Below are 14,768 nucleotides of genomic sequence, written 5' to 3'. Positions count from 1 at the left end.
GCAGCTTCAAGCTAGCGGCTCAGGTCCTCGCAGTGGCCGGCCCTCGTGCCGGACGACATCGCCAGACGCCATCAATGTATCCTGGAGCTGGGAGCGGTCGGGAAGACCCGACGTGGCCCGGCTGGCTGTGCCGCCCCTACATTCCCGCCGGGTGATGCGCATAAGAGTAGAGCCGGTATTTCGCATGCTCGCCTGTGCCCATGCCGCCGACGGTCGTGAGGGCCTCGAGCATGACGCGCAGGGTGGCGAGACCGAGCCCTCGCAACCCGGTTTGCCGTGCGACGCCGGCGGCGATGGTCACGCCGCCGACATGGGGCTGCCCCGTCTTGCCTCCGCCGGCTTCAGGCGGACCCAGCGTGTCCGGCACCGGGCCGTAGGACAGGCATTCGCCGTTGCCGTCGCAGGCGCGGAACCAGAGGCCCGGGTGCCGCGCCTCCAGGGCGGCGAAGGCCGGTGAAGGAGAGAGCGCGAGGCGCCCTTCCATATCGCGTGCCAAGGCCGCGCGAACTGCGGCGGCGACCAGCGCCTCATCCTGCGGCGCCGACCGCTCCATGGCGATAGCAAATGCGCCGAGGGCGACCAGGCTCAATACCGCAGCCGGCCAGCCAAGGGCACCGAGCCTGCCTCGCCGGACGGCACGCCCGGTGGCATCGGCCGCTCGCCTCTCACGGATCATGGCATGCACCTCCCCAAGTCGGGATCGCAGAAACGCTCCCGTCAACCTAGGGCGAATAACATGTTTGTCAATTAATTTTTCTCGATAAACATGAAATCAATCATCGTCGATCGGCTGAGGACAGCCGTCATCCACGAATGCGAGAATGTCGCCCGGCTGGCAGTCGAGATGCCGGCAGAGCGCGTCGAGCGTCGAGAAGCGGATGGCGCGGGCCTTGCCGGTCTTGAGCACGGAGAGGTTCTGGATCGAGATGCCGACGGCAGCCGCCAGATCGCCGAGGCGCATCTTGCGCTTTGCGAGCATGACATCGAGGTTGACAATGATCGCCATTGCCCGGCTCACACCGTCAGGCTCAGTTCGTCCTGCATGCGGCAGGCCATGCCCATGATGCGGCCGAGCAGGATGACGACGAGCCCGATGAACAGTTCGCCGAGATGAAGCTGGTAGACGAGCGGCACCTCGGTGAGCCGCTCGGTGAAATAGAGGACGAGGCCCGCCGCCAGGAATGCGACCTGGTCGGCCAGGGAATAGGCGACGAGGAGGACACCCATGCGGTGGATGCGCACCACCGCCGGCGCCGTGAACACCTCTCCGCCTGCATAGAGCAGCAGCAGCTGGTGCAGTTCCCGCAGCATCAAGCCGAGGAGCAGCGGCGCAATGCTGGTCAGCAAGACAAAGGCGATCTTGCTGGAAAGCTGCAACTGGCTCGCATCCGCCGGACCACCCGGCAATTCAGGATCGCCATGCATGGTCGCCACCGTCGCAATGGCGATCCATGCGAGAGGCACGAGCCATTGCAGGACTGCGGTGACCAACGACAGGCGCCGGCTGTAGATTTGAACCGTAGGCATCACCCATTCCCATATGGTGACAATGTCTGCAGACGCTAGTCCGGACGGGCTTCGGCAGCAATCAGATTTATCGATAAACATGAAACGCGCGCCGTGATAGTCCGGTTGCAGCCTCCTGTTCCCCCGCCGTGCCCTGAATGAGACCGGCGCCCGGATCACGATGGCCGATCGCGCCGTAAGCCGCCGCGATGGCGTCATCAAGCGCGGCTTCGAGCCGGCCGCGCAGATCCTCGCAATGGCCGGCCGTCGCGTCGGACGGAACCAGCACCGGCTCGCCGATGACGATGGCACCGCGACCGAAGGGGAGCGGGATGCTCGCCCGATCCCAGTTGGCGAGGTCGATGCGCCGGCTGGTCACCGCCACAAGCGGGTAGATCGGCCGGCCGGAATGCAGCGCGAGACGGATGATGCCGGGCCCGCAGATACGGGCGCGCTTCGGCACGTCCGCGGTCAGGGCGACACTGGTGCCGTCGGCGAGCACCCGCAGCATGGCGCGGAAAGCAAACGCGCCACGCTTACGCCGCGCCTGCCGCGGGTCTTCCGCCCCAGATCCGTGGATGACGGTGAGGCCGAGGCGCGCGCAGACAGCGCCGATAAGAGCCCCGTCCCGATGGGTGGAGACGAGTGCCGCCACCGGCCGCTCGTCCATGCGGGCAGCGAATGAGAGCAGCTGCTGGCCATGCCACATGGCGAAGATGGCAGCGCCGTCTGGTTGCCGGCCCCGTCGCACACCGAAACGGGTCGTGCGCGCCACGAGGCGCAGATAGCCCGCAAGGGCGAAGCTGCCCGCCCGGATGGCGAGTGGCGGGTTGAAGCGATCTTCAGAAGGCGTCTCGCAGGCGGAAGGCGCGCCGTCGGCGGCGCGATGCGGAGAGGCACCGGACATCATGAAAACACCCTGTCGGTTGCACCGGCCCGAGCCCTGTCTACCCGGACCCAGGCGCACCGCTGTCTGCGGCAGATGCATTACGGCGACCTGACGCGCGGGGAGCTCCGCCGGACGCCGGGCAGCGTGGCCCTTTTTCGCCTCACGCTCGCGGAACGACGGTGCGTCCCCTCGCCGTCCCGTGAATTGACAGCTCCCGCGGCAGTCGGCATCCGGTTGTTCATGCGTCTCATGCGCCTTGCCCTCGCGGCCTTCGTGCTCGTCTTCCTGCTGCCGCTCGGCGCGCATGCGCTCATTTGGATGACCCACGAACATCCCCAATCCTGGAGCCGCGCCGACTGGACGAGCAGCGGCCTCCTGCCGGCGCCGATAGCCGACAGCCCGGCCGTCATCCACATCTACGCGGCCCGCACCGGGCGCTGGAAAGGCGCCGTGGCGCACCACACCTGGCTCGTCGTCAAGGAGGCGGGCGCCGCGCCCTACGAGCGCTACGACAAGGTGGGCTGGGGCTCGCCCGTCAGGCGCGACGGCTGGGCGGCGGACGGGCGCTGGTACGGCAACATGCCCGAGCTCGTCGCGGCCATCGAAGGCGAGGCGGCAGCGGCATTGCTGCCCGCCGTGCGGGCGGCGATCGCCGACTATCCCTTTCGCGAGCAGGGCCACTACCGCGTCTGGCCGGGGCCGAACTCGAACAGCTTCGTCGCCCATGTCATCGCGCGCGTGCCGCAGCTCGGGGTCGCCCTGCCGCCGACGGCGCTCGGCAAGGACTACCATGTCGAGATGGTCTATGCCGGCTTCGCCCCGAGCGGCACGGGCTTCCAGTTCGCCCTCGGCGGCCTCTTCGGCATCACCCTAGCCTGGGTCGAGGGCCTCGAGATCAACCTTTTCGGACTTGTCGCCGGGCTCGACCTGCGCCAGCCCGCGCTGAAACTGCCCGGCTTCGGCCGGCTGGCGCTCGTCTGAGCGACTTCACGATCAATCCCAGGTCCGGCGCTCCACGGCCCGCTTGATCACGCCGCGCACGTCCTTGTTCGTCAGGAACAGATCGTGCCTGATGATGCCCCAGCCATAGTCCGAGGCATCGGCAATCTTGACGCCGAGCGGCTCCAGCACGGCCCGGTCGGCGGCGCCGACGCGCGAGACCCCGCCGGCAAGACGGCTCGAGACGGCGAGCGCCCGGTCGTTGACGCTGGAAATCACCGTGATGTGCTTCGCCAGCGGGCCGATGCGCTGCACGCCGGTTGCAAAGAGATCGACGTCGATGTCGGGCGAAGCCAAGACGATCGCGCCAAAGCGCGCGGCAACGTCCGCGCTGCCGCTCACTGCCCAGAGCTGGCGGAGTGTCTCCAGCGTCAGGAGCGTGCCCATGCTGTGCGCGACGATGTGGACGCGGCCGACCATGGCGTTGCGCACCAGTGCCTCGAGCAGATCCTGGAAGGCGTCGCGCGACCACAACGCGCTCTCGCGGTCGTAGCCGTAGTCGAGCAGCCCCTCCTTCGACGGCCAGGAGAAGCTGACCGTCGCCCCGGAAAAGCCGATGGTGCGCGTCAGTTCCGCCGCGTCGATCGCGGCACGCTCGAAGCTCTGGTTGTAGCCGTGAACATAGACCAGCACGTCGCGTCCACCCGCCTCCAGCGTCAGCGCGGCGACGGGATCATTGTTGCCCAGGGCCTCGACGGCGTTGATGCGCCAGTCGCCCGAAAGCGTCGAGCCGATGCGGCCGAAGAATGTCTCTGGCGGCGGATCGAACCGCACGGCGACGGCGCGCGTGCCGCCGGCTCGGGCGGAACCGAACCAAGGCCGCTCGCTCGCCCCGTTCACCGGCGCGCGTGTCGTCACGGCATAGACGACAGGGCCGCCGCGCGCGCCCATCGGCGACGATCCGAGGGCGGACGCCGGCGCGCTGTCACCGTCAAAAGCGCCGATGGCGCTGGAACAGCCGGCGAGCGTGGCGGCGCCGGCATTGACGAGCGCGAGGCGCAGCAGGACGCGGCGGGACAAACGATGGGGCATGAACGGGCTTCGGTTGCCGGGCTTCTGGGACGGGTCCCTTTTGGCGTTCGATTGTGGGCGAAGATAGGGCAAAAGGTGGCAAAGGCCGGTCTGCGACGGTTCGCCCGGCCCCGCAGAGTTCCGTTTGCGGAATTCACCCCACCCCGATGCGCGAATCTGTGGCAACTATAGCGTGACATGACACGCCTCGACCGTTCAGCTTTGCCCGATCTCGCCGCACGCCTCGCCAGGGGCGAGCGCGCGGCGCTGGCGCGCGCCATCACGCTCGTCGAATCGCGCCGCGGCGACCATCAGGCGCTGGCGCGCGAGCTCATCCAGACGGTGCTGCCGCGCACCGGCGGGGCCGTGCGCGTCGGTATCACGGGCGTGCCGGGCGTCGGCAAGTCGACCACCATCGACACCCTCGGCTCCAATCTGACGGCGGCGGGCCACAAGGTGGCGGTGCTCGCGGTGGACCCTTCCTCGCAGCGCAGCGGCGGTTCGATCCTCGGCGACAAGACGCGCATGGCGCGGCTCGCCATTGACGAGAACGCCTTCATCCGCCCATCGCCCTCCTCCGGCACGCTCGGCGGGGTGGCGGCGAAGACGCGCGAGACGATGCTCCTGTGCGAAGCGGCGGGCTTCGACGTCATTCTCGTCGAGACGGTGGGCGTCGGCCAGTCGGAAACGGCGGTGGCCGACCTCACGGATTTCTTCCTCGTGCTGATGCTGCCGGGCGCGGGCGACGAACTGCAGGGCATCAAGAAGGGCATCGTCGAGATGGCGGACATGATTGCCGTCAACAAGGCCGATGGCGAGGGTGCGACTCGCGCCAAGGCCGCGGCGGCCGACTATCGCGCCGCCCTGCACATTCTCGCGCCCGCGAGCCCGACCTGGTCGCCGCCCGTCATCACCATCTCCGGCCTTGCCAACGTCGGCCTCGACGTCCTCTGGGAGAAGGTCGTCGACCACCGGGAGCGCATGACGGCGACGGGCGAACTGCAGCAGAAGCGACGCGCGCAGGAGGTGAAGTGGATGTGGGCCATGGTGGAGGATCGGCTGCATGCGCGGTTGCGGGCCGATCCGCAGGTGCGCAAGCGCGTGCCGGCGCTCGAGGCTGAGGTCGCGGCGGGAAAGCTCGCGGCGACAGTGGCGGCCGACGAGATCGCGTCCGTGCTAGGGCTTTGACGGGCCAACACCAGATGGTTAAACGGAACAAGCGCTGCGACATTCTCATCACCGGCTTCGGGCCCTTCCCGCGTGTGCCGGTCAATCCCACGGCGGTGCTCGCCGAGCGCGTCGGCGGCAGCCGGCGCCTCGCCCGGCTCGGCATCAGGGCGGAGCACCACGTCTTCCGAACGCGCTACGCCATCCTGGACAAGGCTTTGCCGACCCGGCTGGCCGCCGCGCGGCCGCGGGCGGTCCTGATGCTCGGCGTCGCCACCCGCGCCCGCCACGTGCGGGTGGAAACGCGCGCGGTCAACAAGGCCAACAGGACGGCCCCCGACGCCTCGGGCAAGACCCATCGCGGGGCGGCGCTTGCGAAGGGCGCTCCGTTGGTGCGCCGCTCGCCGGCCCCGCTCGCACGCCTGAAGGTGGCGATGGCGGGCACGGGCATGCCGGTCCGCCGCTCCATCGACGCCGGCCGCTATCTGTGCAACGCCAGCTATTTCACCGCGCTCGGCCAGCTTGAAGATAAGCGCCCGTCGATCCCGGTCGTCTTCATCCACGTGCCGATGCCGAGTGCCTGGGCGAGCAGCCCGACGCCTCGCCCGACGCGCAAGGATTCGCCGCAGACAGGCGCACCGGCAAAGGTCCGGCGCCCCACCCTCGCCGCCATGGCCCGCGCCCTCGAGACAGCCGCCATCGTTCTCGTCCGGGAAAGCGCCCGCCGGCAAATGTCCTGATCCGGGACAAGGCAGCCGGCACGGATCTTGTGTCCATGGCCTTCTAAAAGGACACTGCCCATGGACGAAAGCCGCCGCCTCATCCTGATGACCGCCGCCCTCGCCGGCGCCGCGCCGCTCGCGGCGGGCTCCGCGATCGGCCGCGAGGCTGACGGCATGGCCGCTGCCCTCGGCATTTCGGCGCTCCCGTTCGGCCTGCGGCCCAATACGGAAGAGGACCAGTCCGCCCGGCTCGCTGCGGCGCTTGCGGAGGCGGCCCGGCGGAGCGCGCCGCTCCTTGTCCCTCCGGGGCGCTACCGCATCGCCGCGGTGGCGCTGCCCGACGGCGCGCGGCTCGTCGGCGCGCCCGGCCTCACCACCTTCGTCCATGCCGGCAGCGGGCCGATGCTCACGGCGCGGAACGCCCAGTCCATCGCCCTTTACGGACTGCGCCTCGACGGGCTGTCCCGCCCGCTGCCCGATCGCGCCGGCCTCGTGACGCTCGCGGGCGTGCGCGAGGTCGAGATCGACGGCTGCCGCTTCGAGAAGGCCGGTGGCATCGCGCTTCATCTGGCGGGTTGCGGCGGCCGCGTCACGGGGTCTGCGTTTTCGGAGGCAAGCCATTCGGCCCTGTTCTCCATTGATGCGACCGGTCTCTCGATCACCGCCAACACGGTCACCCGCTGCGGCAGCAACGGCATCCAGGTCTGGCGTTCGGAGAAGGGAGACGACGGCACTGTCGTTGCCGGCAACCGGATCTCGCACATCGCAGCCGATGCCGGCGGCACGGGCGAATACGGCAACGGCATCAGCATCTTCCGGGCTGGCGGCGTCCTCGTGAGCGGCAACACCGTGCGCGACTGCGCCCTGTCCGCGATCCGCAACAATTCGGGCTCCGCCTGCCAGATCATCGGCAACAACTGCGCGCGTCTCGGCGAGACGGCGCTGTGGGCCGAATTCGCCTTCGAAGGTACGATCATCGCCAACAACGTGGTCGAGGAGGCGATGAGCGGCATCTCCATGACCAACCTCGACCACGGCGGCCGTCTTTCGGTGTGCAGCGGCAACCTGCTGCGCGGCCTGCGCCACCGCCCCCGCTCCTATGATGGCGTGCTCGCCGGCGGCACCGGCATTCACGTCGAGGCCGAGGCGAGCGTCACCGGCAATGTCATCGAGGATGCGGAGGACAAGGGCATCAGCGTCGGCTGGTCCTGGGCGATGCGCAACATCGCCGTGACCGGCAATGTCATACGCAACGCGCGGACCGGCATCCGCGTCAGCCTCGTGCCGAAGGAGCGCAGCGCCGTGATCTCGGGCAACGTCATCTCCGGCGCCCGCGAGGGTGCCGTTGTCGGCTACGAATACGACAAGGCCGTCACGGGTGATCTGACGGCCCGCCCGGATGCGCGGGCAACCGGCATCGTGGTGACCGGAAATGCCGTCGCCTGACGCGTCAGCCGCTGGCGAGCGCCGCCGCCGGCCGCATGGTGCCGACGAGGCGGCCGTTCCAGTTGCGCATCTGCGGGCGCGACAGCGCGGCAACGGCCTCCGCCTCCTGCGCGGACAGCGGCAGGAAGCGCTCGACGAGGGCCGCCATGGCCACCTCGGCCGCCCGCGCTGCCCCATCGTCGCACTTGAGAGCGATGCCGAGGCCGAGCTCCGGAAAGGTGGCGCAATAGACGCCTTCCGCCCCGACCTTCACGAAGGCCCGCGCGCCGAGCGCCTCCATGAGGATGGTGTCGAAGCGGCCGGTGCCGGCCACCATGAAGGGGTGGGCCGCGACAGCCGCCCTGAGGCGGGCGAAGGCGGCGGCCCGCTCCCGCGTGAGGCCGGTCCCGGTGCCGATGCGGGCAAAGGCCCGGGCGAGCGCCCGCAGCGGCACGGCATAGGTCGGAATGGAGCAGCCGTCCGTGCCGCGCAGTTCGTCCCTGTGCGCAAAGCCCGTCAGCGCCTCCATCGCCGCCTTGACCTCCCGCTGCAGCGCGTGGCCGGGCTCGATGTAGCCAGCGGGATCGACATCCATGGCGCAGGCGGCGCAGATGAAGCCGGCATGCTTGCCGGAACAGTTGTTGTGCAGGACCGTCGGCTCGGCCCCGGTGCGGGCGAGCGCGCGCGCCGCTTCCTGCCCCATGGGCCAGTGGGCGCCGCATTCAAGGCAGGCTGGCTCGCGCCCCGCGCGGGCGAGCATGCGCGCCGCCGTCTCGGCATGCCGCGGCTCCCCGGAATGAGAGGCGCAGGCGAGCGACAGTTCGTCGTCCGTCAGGCCATAGCGGTCGGCCGCGCCGCTCTCGATGAGCGGCAGCGCCTGGATGACCTTGACCGCAGAGCGCGGAAAGACCGGCCGGTCCACATCGCCGAGTACGAGCACCTCCGCTCCGTCGGCATCGACCACGGCGAGCGCGCCGTGGTGAACCGATTCCACGACATCGCCACGCGTGACCTCGACCAGGACAGGATCCGTCATCATGCCTTCTCCGTTTGGCGCTCTTTTGCGCAGCGACCGGGCCCCTGTCAAACTGCGGGGTTCCTTGCCCCTCGCCCGCCGACGCTTTAAAGCCCTCGGCGATCCTCCGCTCCACCATCAGGGTGTCTCGATGCGCGTCGCAATGATCGGTTCCGGCTATGTCGGCCTCGTCTCCGGTGCCTGTTTCGCCGATTTCGGCCATGTCGTGACCTGCGTTGACAAGGATCCGGCCAAGATCGAGGCCCTGACTCGGGGCGACATCCCGATCTTCGAGCCGGGGCTCGACGATCTCGTCGCCACCAATGTCAAGGAAGGGCGCCTGTCTTTCGCCACCGATCTGACGGAAGCCGTGCGCTCGGCAGACGCCGTCTTCATCGCGGTCGGAACGCCCTCGCGGCGGGGCGACGGCCACGCCGACCTCTCCTACGTCTACCAGGCGGCGCGCGATATCGCGAAGGTCATGGACGGCTATACCGTGATCGTCACCAAATCGACCGTGCCTGTCGGCACGGGCGACGAGGTGGAGCGCATCGTGCGCGAGACGCGGCCGGACGCCGATTTCGCCGTGGTTTCCAATCCGGAATTCCTGCGCGAGGGCGCGGCCATCGCCGATTTCAAGCGGCCCGACCGCATCGTCATCGGCACCGACGACGAGCGCGCCCGCAGGGTGATGGCCGAGGTCTACCGCCCGCTCTACCTCAACCAGGCGCCGATCCTCTACACCGGCCGGCGCACGGCGGAACTGACGAAGTACGCCGCCAACGCCTTCCTCGCCACCAAGATCACATTCATCAACGAGATCGCGGATCTGTGCGAGAAGGTGGGCGCCAACGTGCAGGAAGTGGCGCGCGGCATCGGCCTCGACAACCGCATCGGCGGCAAGTTCCTGCATGCCGGGCCGGGTTATGGCGGCTCGTGCTTCCCAAAGGATACGCTCGCCCTCATCAAGACGGCTCAGGACGCGGGTTCGCCCATGCGAATCGTCGAGACGGTCGCCGCCGTCAACGACCAGCGCAAGCGCGCCATGGCGCGCAAGGTGATCGCAGCCTGCGGCGGATCGGTGCGCGGCAAGACGGTGGCCGTCCTCGGCCTCACCTTCAAACCCAACACGGACGACATGCGCGAGGCGCCGGCCTTGTCGATCATCACCGCGCTGCAGGATGGCGGGGCGAAGATCCGCGCCTATGATCCGGAGGGTATGGAGCAGGCCCAGAGCCTGCTCGAGCACGTCACCTATTGCGACAATGCCTACGACTGCGTCGAAGGCGCGGATGCGCTCGTCATCGTCACTGAATGGAACGCCTTCCGCGCCCTCGATCTCGACCGGGTCAAGGGGCAGATGAAGGCGCCGGTCGTCGTCGACCTGCGCAACATCTACCGCGCCGACGAGATGGCCCGCCGCGGCTTCCTCTACGTCAGCGTCGGACGACCCGACGGAGCCGCGGATGCCGACGGGCTGATGTGACGGCGGCCTCCTCACGCCTTGCGATCTTCGCCATGGGTGGCATAGTCGCGCCCTGACGATCGGACAGCTGGCAGGAGCGAGAATGCAGACCTATCAAGGCGGATGCCATTGCGGCACGGTGCGCTACGAGGCGACCACGGATCTCGAGACCGTCATCTCCTGCAACTGCTCGCATTGCAGCAAGCGCGGCCTGTTGCCGACCTTCGTCACGCCGGACCGCTTCAGGCTCCTGTCCGGCGAGGATGCGCTCGAGGACTACCAGTTCAACCGCAAGGTCATCCACCACCTGCGCTGCCGCCACTGCGGCATCGAATCCTTCGCGCGCGGCAAGGCTCCCGACGGCAGCGAAATGATCGCCGTCAACGCGCGCTGCCTCGACGGGATCGATATCGACAGCCTGAAGCTGACGCCGTTCAACGGGCGGGATGCCTGAACCTCCGCAAAGGCCCGCGAGCTGCTGGGGATCGGGGGTCTCAGACGAGGGGCGACCTCGCCATGGCCGGGCTCGTTCCGGCCATCCACGCATTTGATGCTGCTCAGCTTTCCGGACATGGATGCCCGCGACAGACGCGGGCATGACCGTTATGAAAGCGGGGCTCGCCCTCAATGCGCCTCGGCGCAATGGGCGATGAGCCGGTCGATGAAGGCGCCGCAGGCTTCGAGCTGGGCAACCTCGATGTACTCGTCGGGTTTGTGCGCCTCGCCGATGGAGCCGGGCCCGATGACCACGGAGGGCACCCCGGCGACCGCCTGGAAGAGGCCGGCTTCCGTGCCGTAGGCCACCTTGCCGTGCTCGTTGCGCCCCGCGAGGCGCTTGGCGAGCGTCACGACCGCGTCGCCCGGCGCCGTGTCGAGTCCCGGAAAGCCGGCGAAGACGTCGAAATCGAAGCCGCTTTGCGGGTCGACGGCCTGCATGGCCGGCTCCAGCTCGCGCCGCGCATAGGCCTCGATCTCCGCAACGACGGTATCGGGATCGTCGGCACCGATGGCGCGGATCTCGAAGACGATCTGGCTCTCGTCAGGGACGATGTTGAGTGCCGTCCCGCCCGTGAAAATGCCGACATGGGCGGTCGTGTAGGGCACGTCGTAAAGCGCGTCGCGGGCGCCGCTGGTCGCGAAGCGGTCGGCGATGGTGCGGATGTGGGCGACGAGCCGGGCGCCCCACTCCACCGCATTGACGCCCTGTGGCGCGAGCGAGGAATGGCAACCCTTGCCGCGCACGCGCACCTTGAGACTGCGCTTGCCCTTGTGGCCGATGACCACGTTCATCGCGGTCGGCTCGCCGACGAAGCAGCCCAGCGGCTTGACCTCCGCCTTCGCCAGCTTCTCGACGATGCCGCGCACGCCGACGCAGCCCACCTCCTCGTCGTAGGAGAAGGCCAGATGGATGGGCCGGGCAAGCGCGGCCGCCTTCATGGCAGGCACGCGCGACAGGCAGGCGGCAAGAAAGCCCTTCATGTCGCAGGCGCCGCGGCCATAGGCCCGTCCATCGCGCAGGACCAGGTTGAAGGGATCATCCGTCCACTCCTGTCCGTCCACGGGCACGACGTCGGTATGTCCCGAGAGGATGTAGCCCGCCCGGTCCGCCGGCCCGATGGTGGCCCAGAGGTTGGCCTTGGCGCGCGTCGCGTCGTAGATGCGCTCGCTCGCGATGCCGTGGGAGGCGAGATAGTTCTCGACCCAGGCGATGAGGTCGAGGTTGGAGTTGCGGCTCGTCGTGTCGAAGGCGACGAGGCTGGCGAGGATCTCGGTGATCGCGGGACTGGACATCATGAACTCCGACGGGGGCCGCCTCAGCGCAGGGCGACCGTGAAGGGATCGTCCGGCTGCTCGGCGCGGACGAGATCGACGAAGCGGCGGGCGGCCGACGGAGCGGCGCCCGTCGCGGGCAGGAGGAAGGCCATCTCGTAGGTGATTTCCGGCAGGAACGGCCTGTAGACGAAGCTCGGGTCGTCTGTCAGGGACATGGGGAAGGGATTGAGCACCGAGATGCCCGCCCTGCTGCGCACCATCTCCATCACGAAGGTCGAGGTCGTCGCCTCCGCGACGATGTTCGGCTCGATGCCGACATCGGCAAAAGCCCTGTCGAACAGCGCTCGCGCCGCGAAACGCCGGGTGACGACGATGAGCGGTTCGCTGCCGATGTCGATTGGACGCACGACGGGAAGCCGCGCGAGGCGGTGATCCGGCCACATGATGCACTTGGCCTTAGAGCGGCGGAACGGCTCAGCCCGGACCCCGAGATGGGCCACCGGCGTCTCCAGCATGCCGATCCCCACATCGACGCTGCCGGCCGCCACCGCCGCAAGGACGTCACCGCCACGGCCGATCTCGACGACGACGCGCGTCTCGGGCTCCGCGGCCACGAAACGGGCGAGAAGCGGCGCCAGGAAATGATGCGCCACGGTCGGCGCAGCGGAGATGCGCAGGAGGCTCTGCGCCCGCGGCGCCCGCGGCCAGTTCTCGAGCCGGGCGAGGCCGGCGAGGATCGGCGCCGCCTCCGCCTCCAAGGCGAGCGCATCGGCCGTCGGCACGAGGCGACCGCCGTCGCGCGAGAACAGCACCCGCCCGACCCGTTCCTCGAGCGCGGCCACGGCGCGCGAGACGGCAGGCTGGGAAATGCCGAGGCGCTGGCCGGCCGCGGTCGTCTTGCCGGTGGCGATCAGCGCGTGAAGCACTTCGAGCTCGCGCAGGCTCGGTCGCGATGATCGGCTTTCGCTATCCTCGGACGGCATAGTTCTATGCAATCTCGTTATTCTTTTTGGCGGTGACAATGCCAAGAATGAATAATAGCATCGGGCCCCAGATGAGCAAGCCACGTCGGCGGGGTGCTGCCGCTCCCCGCGCATTTTCGTTATCGTGGTGCGCATCCACCCAGAGGAGAATGGGAATGAAAAAACTGAAACCCGCAGCCTATGCCCTGCTGCCGCTTGCCGTCGCCATGGCGCAGCCGGCTGCCGCGCAGGACACGAAAGAGCTGAAGGTCGGCGTTGCCTCCGAGGCGACCTCCATCGACCCGCACTTCCACAACGTCGGCCAGAACAATGCCCTGCGCCGCCACATCTTCGAATCCCTGATCACCACCGACGCCAACCAGAAGCTGCTGCCGGCGCTCGCCGAGGAATGGAAGGCAGTCGACGACACGACGTGGGAAATCAAGCTGCGCCCGAATGTCAAGTTCTCGAACGGTGAGGCCTTCACGGCACGGGACTATGTCTACACCATGTGCCGGGTGCCGCTGGTCGAGAACTCGCCCTCGTCGTTCACGGTGTTCACACGCGGCATCGAATCGATCGAGACGCCGGATCCGCTGACCATCCGCGTCAAGACCACGACACCGCAGCCGCTCTTCCCCAACAACATGACCACGCTCGGCATCCTCTCCGCCGCCGTCTTCGGGGCGGGCGACGTCAAGTACGGCAAGGACGGCTGCGAGAACATGGGCACGCCGCCGAAGTCGTCGGACTTCAACGACCCGGCGAAGGCCATCGGCACCGGCCCCTACAAGCTGAAGGAATATACGCGCGGCACGCATATCATCCTCGAGGCCAACGAGGGCTACTGGGGCGAGAAGCCCGTATGGCAGCGCGTCGTCATGCGGCCGATCACCAGTGCCGGCCCGCGCGTCGCGGCCCTGCTCGCCGGCGACGTCGACATGATCGAGAACCCGCCGATCCAGGACTTCGACAAGATCAAGGGTGCCGGTTTCACCCTCGTCGAGGGCCTGTCGAACCGGATCATCTATATCCATCTCGACCAGTTCGAGGACAAGACGCCGGGCGTGAAGGGCACGGACAAGAACCCCTTCAAGGACAAGCGCGTGCGCGAGGCCCTGTCGAAGGCCATCAACCGCGAGGCCATCGTCGAGCGCATCATGGGCGGCGTCGCCAAACCCGCCGGTGAACTGCTGCCCTACCCGCTCTTCGGCACGACGAAGGATGCAAAGCCCGTCGCCTACGATCCCGAGGCGTCGAAGAAGCTGCTCGCCGAGGCCGGCTACCCGAACGGCTTCGAACTGACCATCGGCACGCCGAACGACCGCTACATCAACGACGAGAAGGTGGCCCAAGCCGTGGCGCAGATGTTCACGCGCGTCGGCATCAAGACCAATATCGACGCCATGACGGCCTCGACCTTCTTCTCGCGCCGCAACAAGCACGAGTTCTCGGCCTATCTCGCCGGCTGGGGCGCGGATTCGGGCGAGATGTCCAACTCCCTCAACGCCCTCGTCGTGACGCCGAACAAGGAGACCGGCGGCGGTCACACCAACCGCGGCCGCTATTCCAACAAGGAGGTCGACGACCTTGTGATGGAGGCGCAGCGCACCATCGACGACGCCAAGCGCGAGGAGCTGCTGCAGAAGGCGTCCAAGATCGCCATGGACGACTACGCCCTCCTGCCGCTGCACTTCGAGGTGACGCCCTGGGCGTTCAAGAAGACGCTGAGCTACACGCCGCGCGTCGACCAGTATACGCTGGTGACCGAGGTCAAGCCGGCGCAGTAACAGCGGCCGTACGAGGCTGATGACCGGACCCGACCGGCGAGCCA

At 68.3% G+C, this 14,768-nt stretch carries 15 protein-coding genes; 7 read left to right on the top strand and 8 right to left on the bottom strand.

The features are described 5' to 3' along the window. Positions 1-136: 136 nt before the first annotated feature. The 4 genes from BOQ54_RS08675 to BOQ54_RS08660 all read right to left on the bottom strand — a co-directional run bounded on the left by BOQ54_RS08675 (position 137) and on the right by BOQ54_RS08660 (position 2,416). Positions 137-589: a hypothetical protein gene (locus BOQ54_RS08675; protein ID WP_145979750.1), complete on the bottom strand. Its 453-nt coding sequence runs from the start codon at positions 587-589 to the stop codon at positions 137-139. 183 nt (positions 590-772) lie between these two features. Continuing rightward, positions 773-1,006: a helix-turn-helix domain-containing protein gene (locus tag BOQ54_RS08670; RefSeq protein WP_055458419.1), complete on the bottom strand. Its 234-nt coding sequence runs from the start codon at positions 1,004-1,006 to the stop codon at positions 773-775. An 8-nt stretch (positions 1,007-1,014) separates the two neighbouring features. Beyond that, positions 1,015-1,527, bottom strand: a complete 513-nt coding sequence (locus tag BOQ54_RS08665) for a DUF2975 domain-containing protein (RefSeq protein WP_186437970.1) — start codon at positions 1,525-1,527, stop codon at positions 1,015-1,017. Positions 1,528-1,594: 67 nt separating this feature from the next. Beyond that, complete coding sequence (locus BOQ54_RS08660; protein WP_071923712.1) at positions 1,595-2,416, bottom strand: lysophospholipid acyltransferase family protein; 822 nt, start codon at positions 2,414-2,416, stop codon at positions 1,595-1,597. A 219-nt stretch (positions 2,417-2,635) separates the two neighbouring features. Between BOQ54_RS08660 and BOQ54_RS08655 the strand changes: the two genes are divergently transcribed. Then, the gene (locus BOQ54_RS08655) at positions 2,636-3,376 is read left to right on the top strand and encodes a DUF3750 domain-containing protein (protein ID WP_071924449.1); all 741 of its coding nucleotides are present in this window, start codon (positions 2,636-2,638) and stop codon (positions 3,374-3,376) included. Positions 3,377-3,388: 12 nt separating this feature from the next. On the opposite strand, the gene BOQ54_RS08650 is transcribed toward BOQ54_RS08655, so the two are convergent. After that, a complete protein-coding gene (locus tag BOQ54_RS08650) occupies positions 3,389-4,426 on the bottom strand; it encodes an alpha/beta hydrolase (protein WP_071923711.1) in 1,038 nt (345 codons plus the stop codon). 177 nt (positions 4,427-4,603) lie between these two features. Between BOQ54_RS08650 and meaB the strand changes: the two genes are divergently transcribed. Genes meaB through BOQ54_RS08635 form a run of 3 tightly spaced genes read left to right on the top strand, consistent with a single transcriptional unit; the run spans position 4,604 to position 7,740 of the window. Continuing rightward, on the top strand, positions 4,604-5,593 hold the full coding sequence (gene meaB / locus BOQ54_RS08645) for a methylmalonyl Co-A mutase-associated GTPase MeaB (RefSeq protein WP_071923710.1): 990 nt from the start codon (positions 4,604-4,606) through the stop codon (positions 5,591-5,593). A gap of 14 nt (positions 5,594-5,607) precedes the next feature. Next, positions 5,608-6,312 (top strand): hypothetical protein, encoded by a 705-nt coding sequence (locus tag BOQ54_RS08640; protein ID WP_055458425.1) that lies wholly within the window; start codon positions 5,608-5,610, stop codon positions 6,310-6,312. A gap of 60 nt (positions 6,313-6,372) precedes the next feature. Beyond that, on the top strand, positions 6,373-7,740 hold the full coding sequence (locus BOQ54_RS08635) for a TIGR03808 family TAT-translocated repetitive protein (RefSeq protein ID WP_055458426.1): 1,368 nt from the start codon (positions 6,373-6,375) through the stop codon (positions 7,738-7,740). Between the two features lie 4 nt (positions 7,741-7,744). Here BOQ54_RS08635 and BOQ54_RS08630 read toward each other — a convergent pair whose 3' ends face one another. Beyond that, entirely contained in the window at positions 7,745-8,755 is a 1,011-nt protein-coding gene (locus tag BOQ54_RS08630) for an asparaginase (RefSeq protein ID WP_071924448.1), read from the bottom strand. A 130-nt stretch (positions 8,756-8,885) separates the two neighbouring features. On the opposite strand from BOQ54_RS08630, the gene BOQ54_RS08625 reads away from it, so the two are divergent. Then, positions 8,886-10,220 (top strand): UDP-glucose dehydrogenase family protein, encoded by a 1,335-nt coding sequence (locus BOQ54_RS08625; protein WP_071923709.1) that lies wholly within the window; start codon positions 8,886-8,888, stop codon positions 10,218-10,220. An 82-nt stretch (positions 10,221-10,302) separates the two neighbouring features. Further along, positions 10,303-10,653: a GFA family protein gene (locus BOQ54_RS08620; RefSeq protein WP_055458428.1), complete on the top strand. Its 351-nt coding sequence runs from the start codon at positions 10,303-10,305 to the stop codon at positions 10,651-10,653. Positions 10,654-10,823: 170 nt separating this feature from the next. Here BOQ54_RS08620 and argE read toward each other — a convergent pair whose 3' ends face one another. Continuing rightward, complete coding sequence (gene argE, locus BOQ54_RS08615; protein WP_071923708.1) at positions 10,824-11,993, bottom strand: acetylornithine deacetylase; 1,170 nt, start codon at positions 11,991-11,993, stop codon at positions 10,824-10,826. A 20-nt stretch (positions 11,994-12,013) separates the two neighbouring features. After that, entirely contained in the window at positions 12,014-12,955 is a 942-nt protein-coding gene (locus BOQ54_RS08610; RefSeq protein WP_055458430.1) for a LysR family transcriptional regulator, read from the bottom strand. Between the two features lie 155 nt (positions 12,956-13,110). Here BOQ54_RS08610 and BOQ54_RS08605 point away from each other — a divergent pair, with 155 nt between their 5' ends. Continuing rightward, positions 13,111-14,724, top strand: a complete 1,614-nt coding sequence (locus BOQ54_RS08605) for an ABC transporter substrate-binding protein (protein ID WP_082831542.1) — start codon at positions 13,111-13,113, stop codon at positions 14,722-14,724. The last annotated feature ends 44 nt before the right edge of the window (positions 14,725-14,768 follow it).

The organism is Chelatococcus daeguensis (assembly GCF_001887265.1).
In the GTDB taxonomy this organism is placed as follows: domain Bacteria; phylum Pseudomonadota; class Alphaproteobacteria; order Rhizobiales; family Beijerinckiaceae; genus Chelatococcus_A; species Chelatococcus_A sambhunathii.
The sequence above is the reverse complement of the archived record's forward strand: the minus strand, read 5'-3'. Positions and strand labels throughout refer to the sequence as shown.